The organism is Photorhabdus hainanensis (assembly GCF_018448965.1).
In the GTDB taxonomy this organism is placed as follows: Bacteria; Pseudomonadota; Gammaproteobacteria; order Enterobacterales; family Enterobacteriaceae; genus Photorhabdus; species Photorhabdus akhurstii.
The window spans coordinates 1-648 of sequence record NZ_RCWD01000124.1 but is presented as its reverse complement, the minus strand read 5'-3'; the positions used below and the strand labels follow the sequence as shown (position 1 = coordinate 648).

Annotated in this window: 2 protein-coding genes; both read left to right on the top strand. The window is 50.9% G+C overall.

What is annotated here, in order from left to right; all coding sequences use genetic code 11:
- Positions 1 to 71: 71 nt before the first annotated feature.
- A complete protein-coding gene (locus EAE92_RS24165) occupies positions 72 to 386 on the top strand; it encodes a transposase (protein ID WP_214069869.1) in 315 nt (104 codons plus the stop codon).
- 47 nt (positions 387 to 433) lie between these two features.
- The coding region (locus EAE92_RS24160; protein ID WP_214069868.1) for an IS3 family transposase at positions 434 to 648 on the top strand (215 nt) is incomplete at its 3' end.

Sequence of the window (648 nt, the reverse complement as noted above, 5' to 3'; positions counted from 1 at the left end):
TGTTGTGGTCTAATATTCCCGGACACATCAAAAGCCTGTTAATGTGACAACAGTCAATTGAGGTGTAGTCTATGAACAATCATCAAACTAAACGTCGCTTCTCCACGGAATTCAAGCTGGAGGCGATTACACAAGTTATTACACACCGGCAACGTGTGCCTGATGTGGCCCGGGCTCTTGAACTCGACCCCAGCACCTTGCGCAAGTGGATAAAACAATATCAGGCCGAACTGAACGGGATTACCCCTTCCGGTATCGCGCTGACACCTGAACAACAGCGCATTAAAGCGCTGGAAGCCCAGGTCAGGCGTCTGGAAATGGAGAAAGCCATTTTAAAGCAGGCTGCCGTGTTGATGAGCGAAACCCCCAGCAAGTTTACGCTTTAATCACACGGCTAAGTCGGTGTTGACCGGTCACTGACCTTTGTCGTCTCTTGAATGTTTCTCGTAGTGCTTATTATGCCGGGAGCCGGAAAGGGATTGATGATAACCGACTGAAAATTAAGGTGCGGCTCAGGGAACTGCACTCAGCCAGCCGTGGGGCGGCGGGGAGTCGCACGTTAATGCACCAATTGAGAAAAGCCGGTATTCCGATAGGTCGCTGGAAGGTGCGTCGTCTGATGAAAGAGTCCGGTCTGATAAGTCGCCA

Bases quoted from the DNA above. Each gene is read 5' to 3' on its own strand.
- EAE92_RS24165 (WP_214069869.1), top strand. From the start codon at position 72: ATGAACAATCATCAAACTAAACGTCGCTTCTCCACGGAATTCAAGCTG.